The 25,850-nt window shown below is 43.7% G+C and carries 24 protein-coding genes; 18 read left to right on the forward strand and 6 right to left on the reverse strand.

Annotation, left to right across the window (positions count from 1 at the left end; genetic code table 11):
- Positions 1–160 precede the first annotated feature (160 nt).
- Together BCT34_RS19865 and BCT34_RS19870 are read left to right on the forward strand one after the other, a co-directional pair.
- A complete protein-coding gene (locus BCT34_RS19865; RefSeq protein WP_076657159.1) occupies positions 161–619 on the forward strand; it encodes a YeeE/YedE family protein in 459 nt (152 codons plus the stop codon).
- Positions 619–1,050, forward strand: coding sequence for a YeeE/YedE family protein (locus BCT34_RS19870; protein WP_076657160.1), 432 nt, complete (start codon positions 619–621; stop codon positions 1,048–1,050). The genes BCT34_RS19865 and BCT34_RS19870 overlap by 1 nt, the downstream gene beginning before the upstream one ends.
- Positions 1,051–1,147: 97 nt before the next feature.
- Here BCT34_RS19870 and BCT34_RS19875 read toward each other — a convergent pair whose 3' ends face one another.
- Entirely contained in the window at positions 1,148–2,023 is an 876-nt protein-coding gene (locus BCT34_RS19875) for an endonuclease/exonuclease/phosphatase family protein (RefSeq protein ID WP_076657162.1), read from the reverse strand.
- Between the two features lie 303 nt (positions 2,024–2,326).
- On the opposite strand from BCT34_RS19875, the gene nrdD reads away from it, so the two are divergent.
- Together nrdD and nrdG are read left to right on the forward strand one after the other, a co-directional pair.
- Positions 2,327–4,447, forward strand: a complete 2,121-nt coding sequence (nrdD, locus tag BCT34_RS19880) for an anaerobic ribonucleoside-triphosphate reductase (protein ID WP_017109601.1) — start codon at positions 2,327–2,329, stop codon at positions 4,445–4,447.
- A 128-nt stretch (positions 4,448–4,575) separates the two neighbouring features.
- Positions 4,576–5,046, forward strand: coding sequence for an anaerobic ribonucleoside-triphosphate reductase-activating protein (gene nrdG, locus BCT34_RS19885; RefSeq protein WP_076651381.1), 471 nt, complete (start codon positions 4,576–4,578; stop codon positions 5,044–5,046).
- Positions 5,047–5,160: 114 nt separating this feature from the next.
- On the opposite strand, the gene BCT34_RS19890 is transcribed toward nrdG, so the two are convergent.
- A complete protein-coding gene (locus tag BCT34_RS19890; protein WP_076651380.1) occupies positions 5,161–6,546 on the reverse strand; it encodes an MATE family efflux transporter in 1,386 nt (461 codons plus the stop codon).
- 132 nt (positions 6,547–6,678) lie between these two features.
- On the opposite strand from BCT34_RS19890, the gene BCT34_RS19895 reads away from it, so the two are divergent.
- The 4 genes from BCT34_RS19895 (at position 6,679) to BCT34_RS19910 (ending at position 11,516) form a co-directional block, all read left to right on the forward strand.
- Positions 6,679–7,518, forward strand: coding sequence for an AraC family transcriptional regulator (locus BCT34_RS19895; protein WP_076651379.1), 840 nt, complete (start codon positions 6,679–6,681; stop codon positions 7,516–7,518).
- A 226-nt stretch (positions 7,519–7,744) separates the two neighbouring features.
- Positions 7,745–8,929, forward strand: a complete 1,185-nt coding sequence (locus BCT34_RS19900; protein WP_076651378.1) for an amino acid aminotransferase — start codon at positions 7,745–7,747, stop codon at positions 8,927–8,929.
- A gap of 11 nt (positions 8,930–8,940) precedes the next feature.
- Entirely contained in the window at positions 8,941–9,627 is a 687-nt protein-coding gene (locus BCT34_RS19905; RefSeq protein ID WP_076651377.1) for an ATP-dependent zinc protease, read from the forward strand.
- 281 nt (positions 9,628–9,908) lie between these two features.
- Complete coding sequence (locus BCT34_RS19910) at positions 9,909–11,516, forward strand: ABC-F family ATPase (protein ID WP_076651376.1); 1,608 nt, start codon at positions 9,909–9,911, stop codon at positions 11,514–11,516.
- A gap of 165 nt (positions 11,517–11,681) precedes the next feature.
- Here BCT34_RS19910 and BCT34_RS19915 read toward each other — a convergent pair whose 3' ends face one another.
- Positions 11,682–12,206, reverse strand: a complete 525-nt coding sequence (locus tag BCT34_RS19915) for a hypothetical protein (RefSeq protein ID WP_076651375.1) — start codon at positions 12,204–12,206, stop codon at positions 11,682–11,684.
- 99 nt (positions 12,207–12,305) lie between these two features.
- A complete protein-coding gene (locus tag BCT34_RS19920; protein ID WP_076651374.1) occupies positions 12,306–12,683 on the reverse strand; it encodes a NirD/YgiW/YdeI family stress tolerance protein in 378 nt (125 codons plus the stop codon).
- Between the two features lie 242 nt (positions 12,684–12,925).
- Here BCT34_RS19920 and BCT34_RS19925 point away from each other — a divergent pair, with 242 nt between their 5' ends.
- The 4 genes from BCT34_RS19925 to modC are packed head-to-tail and all read left to right on the forward strand — an operon-like array spanning position 12,926 to position 17,009.
- A complete protein-coding gene (locus BCT34_RS19925) occupies positions 12,926–14,392 on the forward strand; it encodes a cobyric acid synthase (protein WP_076651373.1) in 1,467 nt (488 codons plus the stop codon).
- Between the two features lie 56 nt (positions 14,393–14,448).
- Entirely contained in the window at positions 14,449–15,207 is a 759-nt protein-coding gene (gene modA, locus BCT34_RS19930) for a molybdate ABC transporter substrate-binding protein (protein ID WP_076651372.1), read from the forward strand.
- Positions 15,208–15,906, forward strand: coding sequence for a molybdate ABC transporter permease subunit (modB, locus tag BCT34_RS19935; RefSeq protein WP_076651371.1), 699 nt, complete (start codon positions 15,208–15,210; stop codon positions 15,904–15,906).
- A complete protein-coding gene (gene modC / locus BCT34_RS19940) occupies positions 15,903–17,009 on the forward strand; it encodes a molybdenum ABC transporter ATP-binding protein ModC (RefSeq protein WP_102300663.1) in 1,107 nt (368 codons plus the stop codon). The genes modB and modC overlap by 4 nt, the downstream gene beginning before the upstream one ends.
- Before the next feature lie 359 nt (positions 17,010–17,368).
- On the opposite strand, the gene BCT34_RS19945 is transcribed toward modC, so the two are convergent.
- Complete coding sequence (locus BCT34_RS19945; RefSeq protein WP_017069091.1) at positions 17,369–17,806, reverse strand: DUF3069 domain-containing protein; 438 nt, start codon at positions 17,804–17,806, stop codon at positions 17,369–17,371.
- A gap of 152 nt (positions 17,807–17,958) precedes the next feature.
- On the opposite strand from BCT34_RS19945, the gene BCT34_RS19950 reads away from it, so the two are divergent.
- Both BCT34_RS19950 and BCT34_RS19955 read left to right on the forward strand, forming a co-directional pair.
- Entirely contained in the window at positions 17,959–18,909 is a 951-nt protein-coding gene (locus tag BCT34_RS19950) for a diguanylate cyclase (protein WP_076653125.1), read from the forward strand.
- Between the two features lie 78 nt (positions 18,910–18,987).
- The gene (locus tag BCT34_RS19955; protein WP_076653123.1) at positions 18,988–19,998 is read left to right on the forward strand and encodes a Solitary outer membrane autotransporter beta-barrel domain; all 1,011 of its coding nucleotides are present in this window, start codon (positions 18,988–18,990) and stop codon (positions 19,996–19,998) included.
- Between the two features lie 77 nt (positions 19,999–20,075).
- Here BCT34_RS19955 and BCT34_RS19960 read toward each other — a convergent pair whose 3' ends face one another.
- On the reverse strand, positions 20,076–21,317 hold the full coding sequence (locus BCT34_RS19960) for a GGDEF domain-containing protein (RefSeq protein WP_076653120.1): 1,242 nt from the start codon (positions 21,315–21,317) through the stop codon (positions 20,076–20,078).
- A 460-nt stretch (positions 21,318–21,777) separates the two neighbouring features.
- Here BCT34_RS19960 and BCT34_RS19965 point away from each other — a divergent pair, with 460 nt between their 5' ends.
- The 4 genes from BCT34_RS19965 to pntB all read left to right on the forward strand — a co-directional run bounded on the left by BCT34_RS19965 (position 21,778) and on the right by pntB (position 25,723).
- The gene (locus BCT34_RS19965; protein ID WP_017060104.1) at positions 21,778–22,146 is read left to right on the forward strand and encodes a late competence development ComFB family protein; all 369 of its coding nucleotides are present in this window, start codon (positions 21,778–21,780) and stop codon (positions 22,144–22,146) included.
- Positions 22,147–22,185: 39 nt separating this feature from the next.
- Positions 22,186–22,467 (forward strand): HlyU family transcriptional regulator, encoded by a 282-nt coding sequence (locus BCT34_RS19970; RefSeq protein WP_004731023.1) that lies wholly within the window; start codon positions 22,186–22,188, stop codon positions 22,465–22,467.
- 300 nt (positions 22,468–22,767) lie between these two features.
- Complete coding sequence (gene pntA / locus BCT34_RS19975) at positions 22,768–24,315, forward strand: Re/Si-specific NAD(P)(+) transhydrogenase subunit alpha (protein ID WP_076653117.1); 1,548 nt, start codon at positions 22,768–22,770, stop codon at positions 24,313–24,315.
- 10 nt (positions 24,316–24,325) lie between these two features.
- The gene (pntB, locus tag BCT34_RS19980; RefSeq protein ID WP_076653115.1) at positions 24,326–25,723 is read left to right on the forward strand and encodes a Re/Si-specific NAD(P)(+) transhydrogenase subunit beta; all 1,398 of its coding nucleotides are present in this window, start codon (positions 24,326–24,328) and stop codon (positions 25,721–25,723) included.
- The last annotated feature ends 127 nt before the right edge of the window (positions 25,724–25,850 follow it).

The following is a 25,850-nucleotide window of genomic DNA, read 5'->3' on the forward strand; positions in this document are numbered from 1 at the left end:
AGCCGCGATGAACCTTTTTTCATGCGTAAGCGTTTTGATTTCAGAGTGACAAAACGAAACATGGCATTTCTATATTAGCATTGGCTAATTTATATTTATTAGTAAAATCTAATTTAAATTGTGAATGATGAATTAGTAGACTTTGTGGGAGAGTTCGGTGATGAGTTTAATACCTTGGGATGCACTGTTTGGTGGCATGCTGCTAGGCGCGTCGGCAATTGTTCTAATGTTGGGAATAGGACGAGTTGCTGGTATTAGCGGCATTGTCAGTCGACTGTTGCCAACTGCCACTGGCAATATTGAAAGCAAAGATACAGCGAGAGAAAAAACTGAAAAGCATTGGCGAGTTGCCTTTGTTGTAGGAATGGTAGCGAGTGGTTGGTTATTGATTCCAACGGGCTACCAACTCCCTCAGTTAGAAGAGATCAACGTTGCAGTCGTTATTATTGCAGGCCTTTTGGTCGGCTTTGGTACGAAAACAGCGAACGGTTGTACTAGCGGTCATGGCATTGTGGGAATGGCTCGTTTATCCAAACGCTCAATTATCGCTACTTGCGTGTTTATGGGTGTAGCAATGGCAACAGTACTTATCAAAAACTTGATTGGCTTGGGGGCATAATGAAAAACGCTTTGTTTACTATCTTTGTTGGTTTACTTGCTGGAGTCTTGTTTGGTTCGGGCATGATCATTTCGGGTATGGTTGACCCTAACAAGGTGCTTGGGTTCTTAGACATTATTGGTAATTGGGACATCAGCTTGGCATTCGTAATGGGCGGTGCGCTACTAGTGTTCGCTCCGTTTTATCACCTAGTTATTAAAAAGCGTGCTAAAGCGTTTAATGGTGAGCCGTTAGATAGTCGTAACAACCCGCTAATCGACAGAAAGTTGATTCTAGGTTCAACAGCGTTTGGGTTAGGTTGGGGGCTGGCAGGCTTTTGTCCAGGGCCTGCGGTGACGAGTCTCAGTGGCGGTAACCCAACCGTGTGGGTGTTTATGATAAGCATGCTGGCAGGAATGTGGTTGGCAGGTCGAATGAATAAAACTTGCTAGTGCTAAACTTATCGCTATCGAATAGGTTGATATGAGCATTTGAGAGGCTGACAGGCTTTAATAAGAAAGCTCGTCAGCCTTTTTACATCTCTATCTATTATTTGATGGTCGTTGAAACTGGGCAGTGGTCGCTAAGTTTGTAATCCAGCACATCTTGCGTTTCAAATACCTTCTGCTTCGCAGGTGACGCACTTAATGAGTTGCTAACCACAATGTGGTCAATCACAGAGCGGAATTGGTGTGTACGGTGGTTATTACGATTTGAGCGAACCTTACAATCCGCACGGGTCTTTCTTGTCGCCAAACGAGCATCCGTGTTTTCAGTTAAATCCTTCCACATCCAATCTCTTGAGTAGGATAGGTTATGGTTGAAGTCGCCAAGAATGGCGTAGTCTTCGTTATTGCGCTCTCTTTGCTTTATCCACTTGTTCAGTTGCTGAGCTTGGTCTTTTAGGCGTGAACAATCGCGGTTAGACTTATACGCCCCGCTGCAGCCTGCCTTTAAATGCACAGACAACATGTGAATTGGTTTTGAGCCTGTTTCAACGACCACATAGCTGGCAAACCTAAGCTTGCTGTTAGAACTCGATTCCAGAGGAAAGTCAGCGTAGTCGGTGAGTGTGATTCCTTTACGAACTGCGAAGCCTGTGTATTGGTTCACTTCTTTGAACTGGCGGGTACTGTTTTCTGGTAATGCTCGGTCAGACATCAATATCTTGTATTGATCGCCAGCCACGCGTTGAATGGCATTTATGTCATCGACTTCTTGAAAGGCGACCACATCCGCATCTAAGGATTGAAAGTATTCTTCAAGTTTGTCGAAATCAGCTTGATCACGTTGGGCGGAAAACTTATTCACAGCCTCGTTGGTTGATAACCATTCGATATTCCAACTGGATATGGTCAAAGGTTCAGCAAATGCGTGGCTACTGAGTAAGCAACCCAACATTATCCAGTTTCGACGTCGTTTCATGCCAAATATCCCTGATTTTGTCTTCCAATATTGATGAGCCGTTATCCTACAACACTTACCAAAAATTCAACTCTTTTTAGCAGTTTTTTTATTGTTACATTGTTTCTTTTCGACTTGAGAACTAGCGTAATAATATTGAATTGATCTTAGTCAGCGTTCTCTTTTTATTGATCCAAATCAATACTCAAAGTTGGTGGTTCTCGTTAAATACGCCACAATATCTAGTGTTAGTTAAACGATAAATCGCTCTATATAGTGTGTTTGTGGATAAGTCTGTGAATACCTTAAGAGTAAGGAGAAGTGGTGAAATCAATCGTAATCAAGCGTGATGGCTCAAGAGCTCCATTCAGTAGAGATCGCATCCAAGCTGCAGTGGAAGCAGCATCAGACAAAGCCGATAAGGAAATTGCTATTTATGCACTGAATGTGGCATTAGCAGTTGAGTTGAAGCTCGAAGACTACGATGAAGTTCATATCTCTGAAATTCAAACCATGGTCGAGAACGAGCTAATGCAGGGACCATACAAGTCTCTGGCTCGTGCCTACATTGAATATCGTCATGACCGTGACATCGCACGTGAGAAGCAAAGCGCTTTAACTCGCGAGATCGAAGGTTTGATCGAAGAAAGCAATGTTGATCTGATCAATGAGAATGCCAACAAAGACGGTAAAGTTATCCCAACTCAGCGTGACTTGCTGGCGGGTATCGTGGCTAAACACTATGCAAAGACTCACATCTTGCCGCGTGACATCGTACAAGCTCATGAGTGTGGTGACATTCACTACCACGATCTAGACTACGCACCGTTCTTCCCAATGTTTAACTGTATGCTTATCGATCTGAAAGGCATGTTAACGCATGGCTTCAAGATGGGTAACGCGGAAATTGACACACCTAAGTCTATTTCTACAGCAACAGCAGTAACTGCTCAGATCATCGCACAAGTGGCAAGCCACATTTACGGCGGTACTACGATTAACCGTATCGATGAGGTGCTAGAACCTTACGTAATGGCGAGCTACGAGAAGCATTTATCTTTAGCGAAAGAGTGGGACATCCATAGCCCAGAAGCTTTTGCTATCTCTCGTACAGAGAAAGAGTGTTACGACGCGTTCCAATCTTTGGAATACGAAGTAAACACGCTGCACACAGCTAACGGTCAAACTCCATTCGTGACGTTTGGTTTTGGTCTAGGTGAAAGCTGGGGTTCGAAACTTATCCAGCAATCTATCTTGAAAAACCGCATCGCAGGTTTGGGTAAGAACCGCAAAACAGCCGTGTTCCCTAAACTGGTGTTTGCAATCAAAGATGGTTTGAACCACCAGAAGCAAGATCCGAACTACGATATCAAGCAATTAGCGCTTGAGTGTGCTTCTAAGCGTATGTACCCAGACATTCTTAACTACGATAAAGTAGTAGAAGTGACAGGGTCATTTAAAACCCCTATGGGTTGCCGTAGCTTCTTGAATACATACGAAGAAAACGGTGAGTTGATTCATGAAGGCCGTAACAACTTAGGTGTTGTGAGCCTGAACTTGCCACGAATCGCGATTAACGCGAAGCAAGATATGGCTAAGTTCTACGAACTGCTTGATGAAAAACTTAAGCTAGCTCGTCGCGCACTAGAGACTCGTATTTCTCGCCTAGAAAACGTGAAAGCGCGTGTTGCTCCAATCCTATACATGGAAGGTGCATGTGGCGTGCGTTTGAAAGCAGACGACTCAATCGCTGACATCTTCAAGAATGGCCGTGCTTCTGTTTCTCTTGGTTACATTGGTATCCACGAAGCGATGACTGCGCTTTACGGCACAGACGTTCACTTGTACGACGATGGTGAAATGCGTGCTAAAGCGCTTGAGCTGGTGGAGTACATGAAGCGTGAAGTGGAATCTTGGACCAAAGAGACGGGTTACGCGTTCAGCCTGTACGGCACACCAAGTGAAAACCTATGTAGCCGTTTCTGTAGCATCGATACCAAAGAGTTTGGTGTGATTGATGGTGTAACGGATCGTGGTTACTACACAAACAGCTTCCACTTAGACGTTCAGAAGAAAGTGAACCCATACGACAAGATCGATTTCGAGATGCCTTATCCTGAAATCTCTAGCGGCGGTTTCATCTGTTACGGTGAATTCCCGAACATGCAGAAGAACATCGAAGCACTAGAAAACGTATGGGACTACAGCTACACGCGCGTTCCTTACTACGGCACTAATACGCCGATTGATGAGTGCTACGAATGTGGTTACAACGGCGAGTTCGACTGTACGAGTAAGGGCTTTACGTGTCCTAAGTGTGGCAACCACGACTCAACCAAAGTATCGGTAACACGCCGTGTTTGTGGTTACCTTGGTAGCCCAGATGCACGACCATTTAACTTCGGTAAGCAAGAAGAAGTTAAACGCCGCGTGAAGCACCTTTAGAAGCTCTCCGAGCATTAGTTAGAAATAAGATTGGTATCGGTGCTATGTCGATACCAATTCTTGCGTTTCAGCTGTTACAGCACTTCGCTTTAACCTATTAAGTAATAAAGAGTTTTCAATACTGCCTTATGAATTATCACCAATATCATCCAATCGACGTTGTAAATGGGCCAGGAACACGCTGCACTTTGTTTGTGTCGGGTTGTGTGCATCAATGTCGTGGGTGTTATAACCAATCGACTCAACGATTGGACTCTGGGCATTTGTTCACTCAAGAACTGCAAGACCACATCATTGCTGATCTGAACGATCAGCGAATCAAGCGTCGCGGTTTATCACTTTCTGGTGGTGATCCTCTGCATCCAGCAAACGTGTCTGAAGTACTTAAGCTGGTTCAGCGCGTAAAAGCGGAATGTGAAGGCAAAGATATCTGGATGTGGACGGGTTACGAGCTAGACGAACTGGATGAAAAGCAAAAGCAAGTGCTTGAATACGTAGACACCTTAATTGACGGTCGCTTTGAGCAAGACAAAGCCGACCCGATGCTAGATTGGCGTGGCAGTTCAAATCAAATCATCCATCAATTCACTGACATATAACGGTTGTCGTGACTTAGCACACTCGTTAAACGAAAAAGGGCGTCATGGTTAGCGCAATGCAACCAATCGGCCCTTGGGTGTGAGTTCTTTTCGTTTATTCGCTCAAACTGCTATTCAAGCAGCGACCTGATCTGGCTCTTCTATTAAGTTATTGATCCATTTCTTAGAGTGAATCCGCTGGCTAGTTAAAGCGATCTTCGCTAACTCCTCCAGCAGTACAATCATCAACACCCATTCTAAAGACCATCCCAGTACCAAAGCGGTGAAGTAGGCGAGGGGGATACCAATCGCCCACTGGCCGAATAGGTCGATGAAGATGCTGTAGTTGATGTCCCCACCACTCTTTAAAACACCTCCGATGCCAACCATGTTGAATACTCTCAATGTCATCCCAGCCGCCATGACTAACGCAACGTTAACCGAAGTATCTTTGAGTTCTAGATGCGTTAAATCGATTAATTGAACAATGGCTGGTTTAGCGACAAAACACAGCACTGCCAATAATGTCGTAAGTACACAACTCACAAGTACATAACCCCAAGCGGTATTCTCGACGCGTTGGTAGTTCTTCGCCCCAATCTCATTACCCAAAATGATAGAAGCGGCAACCGCAAAGCCCAAGAAGGCAGAAATTAAGATGCTTTCAACTGGCGATAACAATGAGATGATCGCCAGTTCACCAACGCCAATCTGCCCAACAATGACGTTGTAAATCAGTATTCCTCCAGCCCAAGCCGTATCATGAACCAACATAGGAATAGCAATCTTAAAGTACTTCTTTCTGTGCTTAGGTAAGATTGCATCACGCCAACTCTCAATTGTAGGAAATAGATGCGCGTAATGTTTTCTCGCCATCACAAGCAATGCAATCGTCTGAAAGAATCGAGAAACCGTGGTGCCAATCGCTGCGCCAACCACGCCGAGTTCTGGAAAGCCAAATAGTCCGAAGATCAGCAGAGCATTGAGAATCGCATTAACGATGATTGCCCAGATACTGATCTTGGTGGGCAATTTGGCTTCACCGACTGATCGCAATGCACTCTCTAGCGGAACTACGATCGCGGTACCAATAAGGCTGGCTCCTGTTATCCAAAGGTAATCCGTTGCCAAGCGGACGTAATCAGGGTCTGAGGCCACCACAGACACGACTGATTCAGGAACCAGTGTATAAATCAAAACAAAAGGGATGATGGCAAAGATAGACAATGCCCAAGATTGCGATAAGACACGTCGAATGCCATTGAAATCGTTCGCTCCAAAATATTGCGAAGCTAGCACACTGACTGCGCCGCTAATTCCCGACACCATGATCAAGTTGAAGAAGAATATACGGTTGCCAACGCCGACTGCTGCGGTTGCCGCATCTCCAAGCTGATTGACCATGAAAATATCGACCACGCCGAGCAATGAAAACAACATGGTTTGCAGTGAAACAGGTAAACCGATGTGTAATAGCTTTTGCCAAAATTCTTTGTCTAAATGACGATATGTCGAGAGCATCGCATTTCCCCTCTAGTGAATATGCGAGAAGTGTATCGGCATTTGTTTTAGCAGTATTGTTCAGGTTCATCACAAACTTTTGCCAAACTATCCACTTTGGTGGTTTGACAACATGAACGAGTGAGCAATGGAATGAGCGAGAAGCAAGAACGGTATGAGATCTCTGAAAAGACCCACCAAGAGTTTGTCGATCAAAGCCATGTGTTGGCATTTGAAGAGCTGGGTATCGTTCAGTGTGGGACAGCGTCGTGCCGTGATTTCTTCTCTGTCTACAGAAAGAACCAACAAAAACACATGTTGCTATATACCCTAAGAGGCAAAGGGTGGCTCGAAAGCGAAGGATGTCGATACATTCTAGAGCCGGGGTCATGTATTACTGTGCCTGCAGGCGTTGAGAACGGTTTTGGTATTGAAGAAGAAACATGGCAGATAGCGTGGATCTTTCTATCGCCTGATAAGCAATGGGAAAATGTCGTCAGTGATGAAGTGAGTTATACGCTCTCTCCAGCAGCAGAAGTCGTTTCATCTTGCATCCATACTTTGTTGAGAAGTATTGCCTTGCCCATTGATTTAGGCGGAGCGATTGCCATTCACAGCGTAGCGCAAATAGAGTTTATGATTAATGCGCCAGTCCCGCAGCAACAGTCTCGAAATTTGATTCGCTTGAGACGAGTGTTCGACAGCGTGCAAAAGCAACTTCATAAAGAGTGGAACGTGCATGAGTTAGCAAACCTATTCCCGTGTTCAGAGCCACACTTTCATCGCTTGTGCCAACGCTATTACTCTCATAGCCCAATGACTCATATTATGCGTATGAGAATGGAATATGCTGCAAGGCTGCTCAGGTCGAGTGATTGGTCGATTCAACACATTGGCGAGATAGTCGGATATCCAAATGCCGCTAACTTCAGCACTCGGTTCAAGGCGTGGTCAGGAATGACACCAAGACAATTCAAACAGAGTGCCCAATAACAATTTCAATAAGACATATAGAAACATAAGACACATAGAAATAAAGCGTTTTGCATTGTGCAATGGGTCATTAGGTGTTTGAAATTTGCACTATTTATCCGTTTGAAACGACCAATCTCTGATTACTTATGGTAACTAAGCGCTTCTATTAAAAAATGTTTCTGATTTTAGTACGAAAATGTTAACGTGAAATCCATTACTTGAATTTCAAAGGGTTGTGACTTTCATGTTTTCACATCTACCAAAACCAACTTTAGATCCAATTCTATCTCTTTCTGTTGCTTACCGCGGCGATACTCGTACCGATAAAGTCGACTTAGGCATTGGCGTTTACAAAAATGACCAAGGTGAAACACCGATCATGAAAGCCGTTTCTATGGCTCAAGATATCGTTGTCGAGACTCAGAAAACCAAAGCTTACGTTGGCCTAGCAGGCTGTGAAGAGTTTAACCAGAGCATGGTTGATCTGCTGCTTAAAGGGACTTCTGCAATGGATCGCGTTGCAGCGATTCAAACACCGGGTGCAAGTGGTGCACTTCGTATGTTGGGTGACTTAATGAAAGTTTCTCAACCAGACACCACAGTTTGGATTTCAAACTCAAGCTACGTGAACCACAAACCGGTGATGGAAGCGGCAGGCTTAAAAGTTCGCTACTACAATTACTTCAGTCCTGAAACGAAGCAAGTTGATACTGCAAGAATGTTGGATGACCTTTCAAAAGCGGGTCCATCAGACGTGGTACTACTGCACGGTTGCTGTCATAACCCAACGGGTGCGGATATCAATTTTGAAGCGTGGCAGGAAATCACTAAATTATCTCAGAAGAATGGTTTCTTACCATTCGTTGATATTGCCTACCAAGGTTTTGGTGACGGCCTGGAAGAGGACGCTAAAGGTCTTCAACACATGGCTAACAACGTCGAAGAGATGTTGATTACCACATCTTGCTCGAAGAACTTCGGTTTATACCGTGAAAGAACGGGTGCTGCGATTGTGATTGGCAAGAATAGCGAGCACGTTGGCAATGCTAAAGGTAAGCTTCTTACTCTTGCTCGTTCTACTTACACAATGCCGCCAGATCATGGTGCTGCTTTGGTTAAAACAATTCTTCAGAATCAAGAGCTAACCTCAATTTGGAAACAAGAGTTGAGTGAAATGCAGCAACGTTTGTTAAATCTGCGCCAAAGTTTATGTGATGAATTACGAAATATTTATAACACATCACAATTTGACTTCATTGAAAGCCATAAAGGCATGTTTAGTGTACTAGGCTTTAAAGAAACTCAAATGAATCAATTACGTGAAGAATATGGAGTCTATGGTGTTGGTGATGGACGCATCAATATCGCAGGCCTTTCCGAATCTCATATTCCTTATGTAGCTAAAGCAATAGCCAACGTTTCAAAATAGAAGGTGACTGAATGTATAATTGGAAAGCGATTGTAGTTTTAATGCTAAGTGGTGGCCTGTTTGCTTGTTCGACGACGACTCAAGCTCCTGTCGAGCCAGAGCAAAAGCCTCAAGTAGAACAACCTGTTGTGGATGACGCATTAAAGACTGAGGCAACTGAAGGCGAGAAAGTAACGGAACCTACGGAAAAGCCTGAAGAAGTAAAACCGACTGAGCCAGAAGCAAAACCAAAGCCTGAAAAAAAGCCAGCTCCAAAGCCGATTAAAACAAGCGATGGCAAACTGATCCTTGGTGAAGAAGAGTGGGTGTTTGTTCCTGGCTTGAAAGAAGCGTTCAAAGCACGTATCGATACAGGTGCAACAACATCTTCAATCAGTGCGGTTGATATTGTTGATTTCGAGCGTGACGGAAAAGATTGGGTTAAGTTCAAAATCGAACATGACGGCATCACAACTCAAGAGATCAGCTTACCGGTAGAGCGTTGGGTTAAGATCAAGCAATCGAGCGCTGAAGGTACGCAACGTCGTGCTGTTATTGTTGCTTCAATTCAAATCGGTGATCTAAAAGACAAAACTGAGTTTACTTTAGCAGACAGAACGCATCTTTCGTTCCCAATTCTGTTGGGTAGAAGCTTCTTTAGAGATGTAGCGGTAGTGGATGTAGGCCAAAAGTACGTTCAAAAGAAAATCACTAAATAGTATCGAACACGTTTAGCGTCGACATATAAATAGTGATCATAAATGGAATCCCTGCTAGTTAACTAGTGGGGATTTTTTCTATTTACGGCGTAATAACCGACTAAATGCATTTAATTGTGCATTGTTCGCTATTCGTTCACTGTTTGACCTCGACAATGTGATCCTGATCTCTATATAATCCGCGCTTCGATTTTTGTTTAATCCATACTTTCGTACTTCTTATTTAGGCTCTTCAAATAGCCTAATAATTATCTGTCAGTACACGCTTAGGAATTAGTTCTTTGATATCTACCGCGAACATCACAATGCAATTTGGCGCAGAGCCGCTGTTTGAAAACATCTCTGCTAAATTTGGTAACGGCAACCGTTATGGTTTGATCGGCGCCAATGGTTGCGGCAAATCAACGTTCATGAAAATCCTAAGTGGCGCATTAACGCCAAGCTCGGGCAACGTTTCTATCACTCCAGGAGAAAAACTGGGTGTGCTAAGCCAAGATCAGTTCGCATTCGAACAATACAGCGTTATCGACGTTGTGATCATGGGCGACAGAAAACTGTGGGAAGTTAAACAAGAGCGTGACCGCATTTACTCTTTGCCAGAAATGAGCGAAGACGACGGCATGAAAGTCGCAGAACTTGAAAGCGAATTCGCGGAAATGGACGGCTACACAGCAGAAAGCCGTGCCGGTGATATCCTAATTCAAGCGGGTATTGAAGAAGAGTTCCATTTCGGTCTGATGCAGCAAGTTGCTCCAGGTTGGAAACTGCGTGTGCTACTGGCACAGGCTCTGTTTGCAAACCCAGACATCCTGCTTCTTGATGAACCAACCAACAACTTGGACATCCACACGATCAACTGGCTTGCTGAAGAGTTAAACCAGCGTAAATGTACAATGATCATCATTTCGCACGATAGACACTTCCTGAACTCTGTGTGCACGCACATGGCAGATATCGACTACGGTGAGCTACGTGTTTATCCTGGTAACTACGAGTACTTCCTGGAAGCGTCTGGTTTGATTCGTGAACAGCTTCTAGCAAGTAACGCTAAGAAAGCGGCTGAAATCAGCGAACTTCAAGACTTCGTAAACCGTTTTGGTGCTAACGCATCTAAAGCAAAACAAGCAAGTTCGCGTGCTAAGAAAATGGACAAAATCACGCTGGATGAAGTGAAATCATCGAGCCGTATGAGTCCATCTATTGATTTTGGTGAAGGCAAGAAACTGCACCGTCAAGCGCTTGAGCTTCAAGATCTTGGTCATGGCTTCGATGGTGAAACATTGTTCGCTGGTGGTAACTTACTGCTTGAAGCGGGTACACGCCTTGCGGTTATCGGTGAGAACGGTGTGGGTAAAACCACGCTGTTACGTTGCCTGGTTAAAGAATTAGAGCAAAACGAAGGTATCGTTAAATGGTCTGAAAATGCTTCTGTGGGTTACTGCCCACAAGACAGCACCAAGGACTTTGACAACGATCTGAGCATCTTCGATTGGATTTCACAATGGCGTACAGCTAAGCATGATGACCTAATGGTACGTGGCATTCTTGGTCGTCTATTGTTTACGGCTGATGATGCAAACAAGAAAGCGCGTAACTGTTCTGGTGGTGAGAAGAACCGTCTGTTATTCGGCAAGCTAATGATGCAAGACATCAACGTACTCGTGATGGACGAACCAACCAACCACATGGACATGGAAGCAATCCAAGCCCTAAACGATGCACTTAAGGTTTACACTGGCACGCTTATCTTCGTGAGCCATGACCGTGAGTTTGTCTCTTCATTGGCAACTCATATCATCGATGTAAAAGCTAAACAGCTAGTTAGCTTCCAAGGTACTTACGAAGAGTATCTAGATCACCAGAAAAAGATGCTGATGGTTAGCTTATAAAGCAAGTCGTTGGTTTAGGACGTGAACGACTAACAGCCAGCGAAACTAACAAATAAAAAGCCCCGAACATTAATGTGTTCGGGGCTTTTCTGTATAATTTGCTCAGCTACTTATTATTTAATGACGAAACCTTAGCCTATCAATAAACTAGGTAGGAAATCTGGCTTAGAAACCGAATCGAGCTGACATTAGAATTTGGTGTCCGTATGTGCCGTTATTGCGCATATCTAGGCCAACAGAAAGTTGATCTGTAGAGTGGAAACGAGCACCAACACCAACAATTGAACGAGTATCGTCGTTGTCGATCAGTTGACCAAGGCGTGCGTTAACTTCAACGTTCGCCATTAACCAAGCTCTTAAACCGATGTTGACCTCAGTTTTAATGTGGTTGTCGTCATTGCGTTCAATGTTGTGCAGCAACATTTGACCAGTAACGTCAGCAAATTGACTAATTGGGCCGTTGAATCCCATACCTACCGCTGCATCCCAGTCGCTTTCAAATTCTGAATCGATACGAGCAACAAAGTGTGAGTTTTGAGTAAACATGGTTGTGACTTCACCACCAAAGGTACTAGGGCTGGTACCCATGCGCAGCTCGAATGTGTTGTAGTTAAAGTTGTTTGCAGACGCAGAGAATGAACACAGTGCAGCGAGTCCTAGAAGGACAGTCTTATTCGTGCAACCTAGCATGGTGACTCCATATAAATTGAATTTTGCGGCAGTATAATACAAAAAAGCCTGCAATATGCAGGCCAATTATTTGAAGTCAGTTTGTTTTCTACTTATCGCTTATAGAACTTGGATATGATCCACTTCGATTTCCGGTGTCTTACCGCCTTCATATTCGCCGAAGATACGTACTTTTGTATCAGCGGTTAGTGGCTGTGCTAGGTGGATGTCATCATCTAGCTCGATTTGAATTTCACTCTGGCCATCAGAAAAAACAAACGTGTCGTTCTTAAGTTGACGAACAATCTTGCCATCTACAATGGCTTCTTGCTCTGCGAACATGCTTGTGTCGGCAAGCAGTGTAGCAACAGAAACGGTTTCAATTGGGCCAGTATAAGCAATAGCGCTTTCGTGCTTGTTGCTGTTGTGGTCACTAGCCATTGCAAAAGTAGGAGCAAGGATAATAGTAGATGCGATAGCTAATACAGTTTTTTTCATGGTGAATCCCTTAATGTTGTTTTAGTAGAAACGCTTTCTGAATTTGAAGCGCTTCTTTTAGTTAGTACGTTATTTGTTGATACGTTTTGTTTCGATGTAGCTATTAAACAACACTGGGGTTGAATCCAGAGTGAGTAAGGCATTCATTTTCCATTCATTTTATTGAGCATCTACTCGGCAATGACGTTAAGATGGTGGAAGTTAAAGATTGCTATAGCTATAAACCAAGGATTTAAGTACAAATGCGAACACCATTAAGTGCCCTTATGGTTCAAGGGACAACGTCAGATGCCGGAAAAAGTGTTTTGGTGGCAGGTTTATGCCGTGTTTTGGCAAGGAAAGGAATCAAAGTGGCACCCTTTAAGCCACAAAACATGGCGTTAAACAGTGCTGTGACGAAAGATGGTGGTGAAATTGGACGTGCTCAAGCGGTTCAGGCACAAGCTTGTAATATTGAGCCAACCGTTCACATGAACCCTGTATTACTAAAGCCTAACTCGGATACTGGCGCGCAAGTGATTCTGCAAGGCCGAGCGCTGAGTAATATGGAAGCGACGGGTTATCACGATTACAAGAAAGTTGCGATGGATACGGTTATCGATTCGTTTGACCGACTTTCTGAAGAGTACGAAAGCGTGATGATTGAAGGTGCCGGCAGCCCAGCAGAAATCAACCTTCGCGAAAATGATATTGCCAACATGGGGTTTGCTGAGAAAGCGGACATCCCAGTGATCATCGTTGCTGATATTGACCGTGGTGGTGTATTTGCGCACCTCTACGGCACATTGGCTTTATTGTCTGAATCTGAACAAGCTCGCGTAAAAGGCTTTGTGATAAACCGTTTTCGAGGCGATATCGCGCTGCTTCAATCTGGTTTAGATTGGTTAGAAGAGAAAACCGGCAAGCCAGTAATTGGTGTGTTGCCATATTTGCATGGTTTTAACTTAGAAGCGGAAGATGCGATCACCTCTGTCCAAGAGTCTGACGGAGACGCCAAGCTTAAGGTTGTGGTGCCAGTACTTACCCGAATCAGCAACCATACAGACTTTGACGCGTTAAGACTGAACCCTTCAATTGATTTACGTTATGTCGGTAAAGGTGAACGTGTAAACAATGCCGATTTGATTATCTTGCCGGGAACAAAATCGGTAAGGGCAGATTTGGATTACCTAAAACAACAAGGCTGGGATAAAGATATTCAACGTCACCTGCGCTTAGGCGGCAAGGTGATGGGGATCTGCGGCGGTTACCAAATGTTAGGAAACATTATCCACGATCCTGATGGTGTTGAAGGTGCGCCCGGAAGCAGTGTTGGGTTAGGGTACCTAGACACTGAAACGACCTTAACGCAGCAGAAAACCTTAACTAACGTACGTGGCACCATGACGCTTGATGGTAAAACAGCACAAGTAAAAGGCTATGAAATCCACGTAGGTAGGACTGATGTCAAAGAAACAGCCTTACCGGTTCAGTTAGAATCTGGCGGCCTTGATGGTGCTGTGAATCAAGAGAACTCAATTTTTGGTACTTACCTGCATGGCGTATTCGACAACAGTGATGCTTTGTCGCTTATTTGCGAGTGGGCAGGAGCCAACGATGTGACAGCGATTGACCATGAACAGCTTAAAGAGTTGGGTATTAACCGAATCGCTGATGCCATCGAAGAGTACTTAAATCTTGACCTGCTTTGGCCTGAACTAAAGGTTTAGGCCTGAAATGAAAAAATCGGCCAAGAACTGAAACGAACAATAGATAAGTGATAATAATGAAAAAGCGAGTCTTCCTTTTAACTATGGCCTTAACTTCGGCACTGACTTCTACTCATCTTTTGGCTGCCGAAAAGCTACGAGTTTACGCTGCATCGTCAATGACCAATGCTGTTAACTTGTTAGTTGAAGAGTTTGAGAAAGATCATTCGGTCGATGTGATTCCTGTGTATGCGAGTACCTCTTCTTTGGTGCGACAAATCGAAAGAGGAGCACCGGCAGATATTTTTATTTCGGCAAATGAAAAGTGGATGACGCATTTAGTCGATCGTAAATTGGTTTCTAGTGACAATGTCACAAACTTATGTGAAAACGAACTGGTGTTGATTTCCCCTAAAGAGACATCGATTACATTAGACCTATCAAAAGGTGAACAGTGGGCTAAACTGCTTACTAATGAGAGGCTTGCGGTGGGTAATACCATGTCGGTTCCTGCTGGTATCTATGCGAAGGAGGCGTTAGAAACCTTAGGTGTATGGGACGATGTGAAAACTCGATTAGCACCAAGTAACAATGTTCGTATGGCATTAGCCTTAGTTGAGCGTAGTGAGGCTAAGCTAGGTATTGTTTACAAAACGGACGCATTGCTTTCTAAAGAGGTGAACCTAGTATCGACGTTCCCATCAGATTTGCACACACCAATACGTTACCCTGTAGCGAAGTTGAGTGATAAAGTCGCCGCAGAAGAGTTCTATACTTTCCTAAAGAGCGAAAAAGCGAAAGACACCTTGAACAGTTTTGGATTTGAAGTGCGTTAAATGATGTATTTATCGGAATACGAATACCAGGCATTAATGCTGAGCTTGAAAGTCGCGGGTTTTGCCATCTTGTGGCTTATACCTATCGGCATTTGCTTAGCTTGGCTGCTTGCTAAGAAACAATTTGTTGGCAAAAGCATTGTAGAGAGCATTGTCCATTTACCTTTGGTACTTCCACCTGTGGTTATTGGTTATTTACTGTTAGTGATGATGGGCAGACAAGGCATTATAGGCTCGTGGCTCAATGACGTGTTTGGTATTGTATTCAGCTTTAGCTGGAAGGGCGCAGCACTCGCTTGCGTGGTTGTGGCACTGCCATTGATGGTTCGCTCTATCCGATTGAGCCTAGAAACTGTAGACAGTAAGCTTGAAGAGGCCGCGGCCACATTGGGTGCGTCACCTCTTCGCGTGTTTTTTACGATCACTTTACCCTTGATGATCCCCGGGATCATTACCGGCACAATGCTTTCTTTTGCAAGAAGCCTTGGTGAGTTCGGCGCGACCATTAGCTTCGTTTCAAATATCCCCGGTGAAACTCAAACCATTCCTTTGGCCATGTATACCTTTATTGAAACCCCTGGTGCGGAAATGGAAGCCGCGCGTTTGTGTGCTATTTCTATCGTGATCGCGCTGGGTTCATTGATGTTATCTGAGTGGTTGAACAGAAAGTCCGCACAACGCTTGGGAGGGAATGCATGAGTCCTTTAATCCTCCAATATCAGCAACAGCTCGGTGATACGTTTTTTGATATCGACTTGGAATTGCCAAGTAGCGGCATTACGGCAATTTTCGGTCGTTCTGGTGCGGGTAAAACCTCACTTATCAATGCGATCAGTGGTCTTAAACAGCCAGATAAAGGTTTGATCAGCGTCTCTGGCACGACTCTGTTTGATAGTGAAAATGGCATTAACTTGCCGACTCACAAACGTAACGTCGGCTATGTCTTCCAAGAGTCGCGATTGTTCCCACACATGAAGGTGGCAGCGAACCTTAAATATGGAATGAAAAGTGTTGATAAAGCCCACTTCGAGCAAATAATTTCGTTGTTGTCTTTGGGATCATTGCTTGATCGCTACCCGGCTCGTCTGTCGGGCGGTGAGAAGCAACGTGTGGCGATTGGCCGCGCATTGTTGTCCAAGCCAAGCATTTTGTTGATGGATGAGCCACTGGCGTCACTCGACTTGCCTCGTAAGCGTGAAGTGATGCCGTTTCTAGAAAATTTATCTGAAACCGTCCAAATACCGATCATTTATGTCACTCATAGCCTCAACGAAATTTTGCGTTTGGCAAATCACCTTGTGATCATTGACCAAGGTAAAGTTATTTCGTCGGGCGTGACGGAAGAGGTGTGGGCATCAAGAGCCATGCAACCTTGGCAATCTTTCTCTGAGCAAAGTTCGTTGTTTGAAGCGACTTTAGCGGAACATAATGATGATTATGCGCTGTCTCGCCTAATGTTAGGCAAGTCGACGTCGTTATGGGTTCAGAAGGTGTCGAGTGAGCTTGGTACTACAGTGAGGCTGCAAGTTAGGGCAAATGATGTCTCTATCACGCTACAACAGCCGAAAGGGACTTCAATACGTAATATTCTGCCTGTCACCATTAAAAGTGTAGAGACGCACCAACAAGGCACAAATAAGCAGAGTGTCGCTCTCGAACTAGAGTTAGAGCCTGGATGTCACTTGTGGGCAACCATTACATTGTGGGCGTTGGATGAATTGAACCTAGAAATCGGGCAACGTGTTTACGCTCAGATTAAAGGCGTGAGTGTCGCTCAAAGAGATATCGCAGTAACGCACTAAGTTCATTAATCAAGGCCGTAAATTTAAGCGGTAAGGTATTAAGATTTAGCAGCTAAGCTTTGAGGTCAATAGTTTAGTTCGATTTTGGTTTCAGCGTAGAACAGGTAAAATACGATCTTGATTCCATGAATGGATACACGCGTCATTTTTATACGGTATCACTGCCAGTTTTACGCCACACTGTATGAGTGCTAAGGCATATTATTTGTCGAATCATGTGAACGGTAGTAAAAAGAATAAACAGATGTGACGACCGACTATAAGTAGCGGATATAAAAAAGCCGCGTGTTTAAAGCAACATGCGGCTTAATTTAAAGTGTTACTGTTAGCGCTCAGCCTAGGTTTAGGCGACGAGCGGTTTACTTAGTAAAAACTTCTTTGAAATCACGCTTCAAGATAGCATCACGACGAGCTTTCTTGATTTGTTTAACCATGTCTTTTACACAGTTGTGTAGAACTTGGTCTAGCAGTTGAGCACGGTACTCTTCTTTTTCTTCGTCAGTCATGTCTTCTGGAAGTTTAAGAGTAGGGAACTCTTCCATCACGTTAACACCAGCGAAAGCTTGGCTAACTGAGATTAGAGCGTGGAACTGCTCGAAGTTGTCTAAAACATTTTGCGCGCTTGCTGGCAGGCTATCCCAAGCTTCACGTACTGCTTCTTCAGACACTTCGTGAATAGAAGTAACCATAAAGTGCATCTCTTTTGGCACGCCATCAAATTCGATAACTTGACGAAGTTCTGGTGAGATAGTGGTTAAATCGATTTCTTGTTGTTCGTTGTTTGTAGCGTCTGACATAGTATTTCTCTTTAAAAAGAAACAATGCTAAAAAGATCTGTAAAAAAGTCAATATAATATAGAGATTAGGGCATGATTTAAGCCCAAATTTGAGCTACTTTGAATATTCAACACTAGATAAAGGTGATGTGATGATAGAAAAGGGATCTTCGATGCGCATATTGCTGGTTGATGACGTTCAACTGGACAGGATGCAACTTGCTATTCGACTCAAGCAACTCGGTCATATTGTAGAAGCTGTAGGTAGCGGAAAAGAAGCCCTGAGTGTTTATTCTGATTTTGACCCTGAGCTCGTGTTACTTGATATCAGCATGCCAGATATGGATGGATTTGAAGTGGCTAATGAGGTTCGAGGTCGATTCCCTGAATGGGTTCCCATCATCTTCCTGAGCGGCCATGAAGAACCTGAGATGATCGCGAAAGCGATTGATGCTGGTGGTGATGATTACCTGATCAAACCGGTAAACAAAGTTGTTTTAAATTCTAAGCTGATTGCGATGCAACGTATCGCGCACATGAGACGAGAGTTAAAACAGAGTACAGCCAAACTCGAAGAACTGAATATCCTTCTGCAACAACAAGCCAACGAAGATGGCCTAACCAAATTGTATAACCGTCGATATATGGATACTAAGCTTGAAGAGAGCATAGCGTGGCACGGAAGGCGTAATATATCCATGACCGTCATACTTCTAGATGTAGACTTCTTTAAGCCTTACAACGATAATTATGGTCATATTCAAGGGGATAAGTGCTTGCAAGGACTTGCCAATACCTTGAAACAACTGTTTGTTCGAGCGGGTGAATTTGTCGGCCGTTATGGTGGGGAAGAGTTTATTTTAATTCTTAGCGATACAGACAGTGAAGCCGCGAAGGTACACGCGACTCGAGTTAAAGAGGCATTGCATGAGATGAATTATGCTCATGACCACTCAACGGTATCGGATAGAGTGACAGCGTCACAAGGCGTATTGTCATTTGTGCCAGAAGGTGGTGAATCGATCGCTTCTATCTATGAAAAGGTCGATCAAGCGCTTTATCAAGCGAAACAAAGTGGTAGAAATACCTTTGTACAACGCAACATTTTGGAGCTTGCTCGTTAGTTGGCGAGCTCTTTTAGATATTTGAATTTATACTTCTATTAGCGTTTGAGCTAGGAAGTGCTTTAAGTGATAAAAGAAATGCCACATTCGAAGTCATTTTCTATGGCTAACACATCTTGGATGCTTGCGGTTCCTCTATTTTTTACCGTTTTGCCGACCACTGTTAATGCTAATGCGCTATCTGATCTTTTTCGAAAGGATCTAGAACAGAGCTTTGCTGCTAGTGTATTACTCAACGACACAGATGTTTTCACTTTTGGTATCAATAATTTTGATCCGAATAAAGTCTTTCGTTTGGACAATGACGACATCGGTTCGAATGACTCGGTGAGCCGCCGACAAAATATCACCTCTCTCAGCTTGCCTTACACATTTGAATTGCCAAGCTATATTGAAGATAACCATCAAGAGGTGACGCTACGCTTGTCTGCATTGCGGATCGAGAACGATGTTGAGTACGCAGCAGCAAATAGAAGCGATTTTCAAAAAGAGTCGGTGGTTTCTGGTTACGTGGAATTCGCGAATGTCTCCCAGTTAGATGAATATTGGAGTTTCAGTTCTGCTATTGGTAACCATATCTCTTACTACCGAAATGACTATGAATATCGTGCTTCATTGCTAAAGCCTATTCAAGACCAACTGGATGGTGTGTATCTCAATACTGATGCTTGGGCGTACATCATCGAGCCTAAAATCAAGCTGATGTACGAAGACAAGAATGACTGGGGAAAGTATAAATTGAGCACCAGTTGGCATTACTTTAATGGCATCGGTTGGGGCGAGGCGAACAATGGCAATGTCGGTCATCCAGAAGGGTGGTATATCGCCAATGAAGCCAAGGTATTCTATGACCTAGTACGCTGGGATAAGAACATCACATCGATGTATTCGAGTATAAGACGAATTGATATTGGTGGTGACACCGTAAAGTCGATGGGTACAACCTCCTACTATGAAGGCAGCGTAGGTTGGCTACTCAACCCAAACCTGTTTAACGAGTGGGTCGATAACGTGGGGATAGGTTTTACGATCAACTATGGAAGTAGTTTAAAAGGCGGCAGCTTGGTTATCTTCTTCAACCAAGATTAAGCTTCACCAAGGCTTAGCTTCTACCTAGATATAAGCTCTCTTCGAATGACTTGTTTTTCACTATAGCGATTAAGCGTCTAGCTGTTAAGGCACAATTTGTTTCGACCCGTTTCTTTCGCTTTGTACAGTGCTTGGTCGGCAAGCTTCAACACTTCTTCAGGATGTCTGGTGGTTGTACTATCGGACAATCCAATACTCACCGTCACATTCACCACTTCCGATGGTTTGCCGTTCTTACCACGCTTTTTTATACCCACTTCATTATCATCGGGGCGTTCATGGCTATTTCGAATCGTCATGTCGTAGTTTTGAACCTCAGAAATCAGAGCTTGTAGGTGCTCTTTAACTTGTTCCGAATGTTTACCTTTAAAGATAATTGTGAACTCTTCACCACCATAGCGATAAGCCTTCGCGCCGCCTGTCGTTTCTCGTAATATGCGAGCGACCAGTTTCAACACATCGTCGCCAATATCATGTCCGTAGGTATCATTGAATTGCTTAAAGTGATCGATATCGACCATCGCCATCGAATACTTACGCCCCAAGTGCTTCATATCGACTTCTAAAGCGTGTCGACCTGGGATGTTAGTCAGTTGGTCATTAAAGGCCATATCATGACTGGCAGACATCACATAGACGATGATTAACGTGCCTGACAACGAGAACATGGTACTGGATATGTACTGAACGTCAAAGAAGATGAACGTAGAAGAAGAAAGCAAAATAGCGCTATAAACCACAACATCGATAGAGCGGTTATACACCAACACTAAAATGGCAGTAAGACCAAGTAAGCAAAGGCTATACAACACCAAAACAAAAGGCAGCTTGGAGAAATCTCTGACAATAAACAGAAGGCCTTCACTCCACGATTCAAAACCGCCAGCATGGAAATGAGCAACGATTAATTGTGCCCACACCGTGAATAGAACAAGAACGAGGGCGTAGAGGAACATTGACCTAGAATTTACGCCGTTATCAGGAAATGCATATACAAGTAAGCAAGTGACAGGTACTAATGCCGCAAGTAACGAGAGCTCTAATAGTGTTGTACCGGTATTGAGAGGCGTTTGTAAGCGAACTTGGATGATAAAGTAAGCGACAAGCATAGTCACCGATACCATCGCCATTCGGCCTTGTCTGAATGTGTGGCATAGCAAGACCGCAACGCTCATTAAAATGTAAGGGAGGTTGCTAGCAAACCCTAAATTTGAGTCCGTCACAAGGATGACGTTGTCCATACCAACGAGCAAAATTGTTAACAGGACTAAAGGGAAGCAAAATCGAAACATGCTCGACGTTACAAAAGATGATGCCATTTATGTGGTGAGCCTAACTATATTGATGATCTTATTATTTAATACTATTCGTAGGATACGGTTAAACAAGCAATTGCCAAGCTTTTTGACTAAATTAGAGCAAAAACATAGTCATAAGTCGCTATTGATGCAATCATTTTTATATGTATTTGAGTTGCTAATAACCATAGAACGAACTACACAGTATATATGAGAAATTAATTAGTCGTTATAGATACTTAACAAAATATGCTCTGTTGACCATGTGTCGGAACAGCAACTAAAAGGGCTTGATGGTTACTTATCATCGAGCATCGTAAGAGCTGTAATAAAGTCAGAGTAAGATCAAATAATGCCCTAGATTCAACTTTCGGTATTAAAAGCGACAAATAAGTTATAGAAAGCTGTTAAGAACTGCATAGTTTCAAGTAACTTTAGAAACGACAGCGACTAGAATAACCGCTACAAATGGAGGTGTGGTATGCAAATTAGTGTTGATGTACATAACTATATGGAAACTCTGGTAGGCCATGTTTTGGCTACAGAGGAATATGTGTCTAGTTATACCAACGAACAGTTGGCCGATCTCGCGTGCTTAGCTTTAGGTCAGCTAAAACCTATCTACATTCGTTTTGATATCGATTTTCTTTCAGCATTACCAGAAGATAAATTGGTGCTCTATAAACGCAATAGTGAGATCGCCGTCAAAAATGCTGAAAGTATGATTATTGATGATCGAAGACGCGAACGTGACGACAATGTGCCCGTTATATTTAGTCAACACAATTTTGATGATGACGTAGAATTGCAATGGTATGAAAAGCCGTTGTTGAACCGTAAACAGTCATGATAGTTTAGTGTGAATACGGTCATTTAAGGAGTAAAAAACGTGGGATTCTTTTCTAGATTATTTGGTGGCAAAGAAAAAACCGAACAAAAAGTAGAGATTGAACCAGTCGAATACAAGGGGTTCAATATCTATCAAGATGCCATTGCAGAATCTGGTCAATACCGTGTTGCTGGGCGAATCGAGAAAGAATTCGATGGTGAAATCAAAACTCACCGTTTTATTCGTTCAGATGTTGTTTCAAACAAACAAGATGCCGATGAATTAATGCTTAAAAAATCGCAGATGTTCATCGACCAAATGGGCGACAATATATTTAGCTAACCAATTAGGGTTAGAATTGATGTTGGTCATAATTTGGAGAGCTTTCAGTGTATATGCTGAAAGCTCTTTTTAGTTTTAGGGACAAAGAACAGCTAGTGGGTTGTTATTAAAAGGATTATTTTCGAGTGGTTTGACCTCTTGGTTCGAGGTGGTCGTCATTTCTCTAAATGAAGCGCTCAAATTCCATCCAAATCGTTATAAGTAATAACTTTTCCTGTTCTTTGAACAAAACGCTTGAAGTATTAGTTGTCGTTAGATACAAACGAATAAGTCATTCGTGCCAATAGTCAAGGAATAGCTATGCAAATTGGTGTACCAAGAGAAACGCTCGCAGGTGAAACGCGAGTCGCTGCTTCGCCGAAATCGGTAGAACAGCTTCTAAAATTAGGATTTGAAGTTTGTGTTGAATCACAAGCAGGTGCGTTAGCAAGTTTTGAAGATGCAGCTTATGAACAAGCTGGAGCAAAGGTTGTGACCGCAGATGAAGCTTGGAAATCCGATATTATCTTTAAAGTTAACGCTCCGATCGTTGACGAGTCTAAAAATGAAATCGATCTACTTAAAGATGGCGCAACATTGGTCAGCTTTATTTGGCCCGCTCAAAATCCAGAATTAATGGAACAATTGTCCAGTCGCAACATCAACGTGATGGCGATGGATTCTGTACCACGAATTTCAAGAGCTCAGGCGTTAGATGCATTGAGTTCTATGGCAAACATCGCGGGTTATCGTGCTGTTGTTGAAGCGGCTCATGAGTTTGGTCGATTCTTCACGGGTCAAATTACGGCTGCAGGTAAAGTTCCACCAGCAAAAGTATTGGTTGCTGGTGCGGGTGTTGCTGGCCTTGCGGCTATCGGTGCTGCGGGTAGCTTAGGTGCGATTGTTCGTTCATTCGATGTTCGTCCTGAAGTAAAAGAGCAAGTCGAGTCTATGGGCGCTGAATTCTTGGAAGTTGATTTCAAGGAAGATACAAGCGCTGGTGATGGCTACGCAAAAGAGATGTCTGACGCGTTCAACAAGAAAGCAGAAGAACTTTACGCTGCTCAAGCTAAAGACGTTGATATCATCATTACGACGGCACTGATCCCTGGGCGTCCTGCGCCTAAGCTGATAACAAAAGAAATGGTTGATAGCATGAGCGCGGGTAGTGTGATTGTGGATCTTGCAGCAGCCAACGGTGGTAACTGCGAATACACAGTTGCAGATCAAGTAATCACAACCTCTAATGGTGTGAAGGTTGTTGGTTACACCGATATGGTTGGTCGTCTTCCAACTCAGTCATCTCAACTGTACGCGACTAACTTAGTTAATTTACTGAAACTTCTTTGTAAAGAGAAAGACGGTAACATCAATATCGACTTTGAAGATGTTGTACTCCGTGGTGTAACGGTCGTTAAAGAGGGCGAGGTCACTTGGCCAGCTCCACCAATTCAAGTTTCTGCGCAACCTCAACAGGCTAAGCCAAAAGCGGCGAAACCTGAGCCAAAAGTTGAAGAACCTACGTCTCCAATTAAAAAAGCGGCAGGTATGGCTATTGCAGTTGGTGCTTTTGCTTGGATTGCGTCGGTTGCTCCTGCAGCGTTCTTATCTCACTTTACCGTTTTTGTTCTCGCTTGTGTGGTGGGTTATTACGTGGTTTGGAATGTAAGTCATTCTCTGCATACGCCTTTGATGTCCGTTACTAACGCGATCTCTGGGATCATTGTAGTAGGCGCACTGTTACAAATAGGACAAGGAAGTGGCGTCGTCACGTTCTTATCATTTATTGCCGTATTAATTGCAAGTATCAATATTTTAGGTGGCTTTACCGTGACCAAACGTATGCTTGAAATGTTCCGTAAAGACTAAGGAGTAACAGATGTCTGAAGGATTAGTACAAGCAGCTTATATTGTTGCTGCTGTATTCTTTATTATGAGCTTGGCTGGGTTATCGAAACAGGAATCTGCGCGTGCAGGTAACTATTACGGTATCACGGGTATGGCAATTGCGTTGATCGCGACGATCTTTGGTCCTCACTCTGCAGGTATTGTGTGGATCATCATAGCTATGGTGATCGGTGGTGGTATTGGTATCCACTACGCAAGAAAAGTAGAAATGACTGAGATGCCTGAGCTGGTGGCAATTCTGCACAGCTTTGTTGGTATGGCGGCGGTACTTGTAGGTTACAACAGCTACATCGATCCACCGGCTGCTGTTTCTATCAACCCTGCAGATATTCATGCAGAGCACGTTATCCACCTAGTGGAAGTGTTCCTTGGCGTGTTTATCGGTGCGGTGACGTTCACGGGGTCTATTGTTGCATTTGGTAAGCTTCGCGGCGTTATTTCTTCGTCTGCATTGAACATCCCTCATAAGCACAAGTGGAACCTAGCGGCTATCGTTGTTTCTACATTGTTAATGATTATGTTCGTTAAAGCGGACGGCAGCATGTTCGCACTCATGGTGATGACACTTATCGCATTCGCATTCGGTTACCACCTAGTGGCATCGATTGGCGGCGCAGATATGCCAGTGGTTGTCTCTATGCTTAACTCGTACTCTGGTTGGGCAGCAGCAGCGGCAGGTTTCATGCTTGCAAATGATCTGCTCATTGTAACGGGGGCGTTGGTTGGTTCTTCAGGTGCGATTCTGTCTTACATCATGTGTAAGGCGATGAACCGTTCTTTTATCAGCGTTATTGCTGGTGGATTCGGCCAAGAAGTCGTTGTGTCAGATGGCGATGAAGATCAAGGTGAACACCGCGAAACATCAGCTGAAGAGGTGGCTGACATGCTGAAAAATTCGAAGTCAGTCATCATCACTCCAGGATACGGCATGGCAGTGGCTCAAGCTCAATACCCAGTGCATGAAATCACTGAGAAGCTACGAGCGCAGGGTATTAATGTTCGATTTGGTATCCACCCAGTTGCGGGTAGGTTACCGGGTCACATGAACGTACTGCTTGCAGAAGCAAAAGTACCTTACGATATCGTTCTTGAAATGGACGAAATCAACGATGACTTCGACGAGACAGATACTGTATTGGTTATCGGTGCAAATGACACTGTGAACCCTGCAGCATTGGAAGATCCAAACAGCCCAATTGCTGGCATGCCAGTTTTGGAAGTTTGGAATGCTCAGAATGTTATTGTGTTTAAACGTTCTATGAACACAGGTTACGCTGGTGTTCAAAACCCACTATTCTTTAAAGAGAACACACAGATGCTGTTTGGCGATGCTAAACAGAGTTGTCTAGGGATTCTAGAGCATCTATAGAGCTCGTTGCTAAGCGAACTGTAATAACTCGATAAGGAGCTCATTTGAGCTCCTTTTTTTGATCTTAAGAAAGCCCTTATGTTTGACACATTTACGACCAAATTGACCAATTTTAAGTGAATACATA

The sequence above is a fragment of the Vibrio sp. 10N.261.45.E2 genome (genome assembly GCF_002875705.1).
Classification (GTDB): Bacteria; Pseudomonadota; Gammaproteobacteria; order Enterobacterales; family Vibrionaceae; genus Vibrio.